This window comes from Alkalihalophilus lindianensis (assembly GCF_032843265.1).
Taxonomy (GTDB): domain Bacteria; phylum Bacillota; class Bacilli; order Bacillales; family Bacillaceae_D; genus Alkalihalophilus; species Alkalihalophilus lindianensis.
On sequence record NZ_JAWJBA010000259.1, the window covers coordinates 1 to 276 of the forward strand.

1 protein-coding gene is annotated in these 276 nt (G+C 37.0%); it reads right to left on the bottom strand.

The window, feature by feature from the left end; genetic code table 11:
- Positions 1–182, bottom strand: a 182-nt coding sequence (locus RYX56_RS22175; RefSeq protein WP_317124094.1) for a DUF5683 domain-containing protein, incomplete at its 3' end; no start/stop codon positions are given.
- Positions 183–276: the final 94 nt, after the last annotated feature.

Below are 276 nucleotides of genomic sequence, written 5' to 3' on the forward strand. Positions count from 1 at the left end.
TTTCCCATAAACGAGTAGAGTAACGTAATATTTAGGTCCGATTTTAAATTGACTAGAAATTCCAATACTAACAATACGAAGCCAATCACGTAATCCTTATTGTATAATTGCCCAAAACCAGGCAGCACGAGTGACCACAACATCGCGGCATACGGGGATTGGTATGGGCGGTTTTGTCTCATGAAGTCTCCCCCCTAAAAATGAAATATACTACTATAATTTCTTTTTTAATGGACAAAATTCCTTCTACGTTCACAAATTTTGGTAATTTGGTCA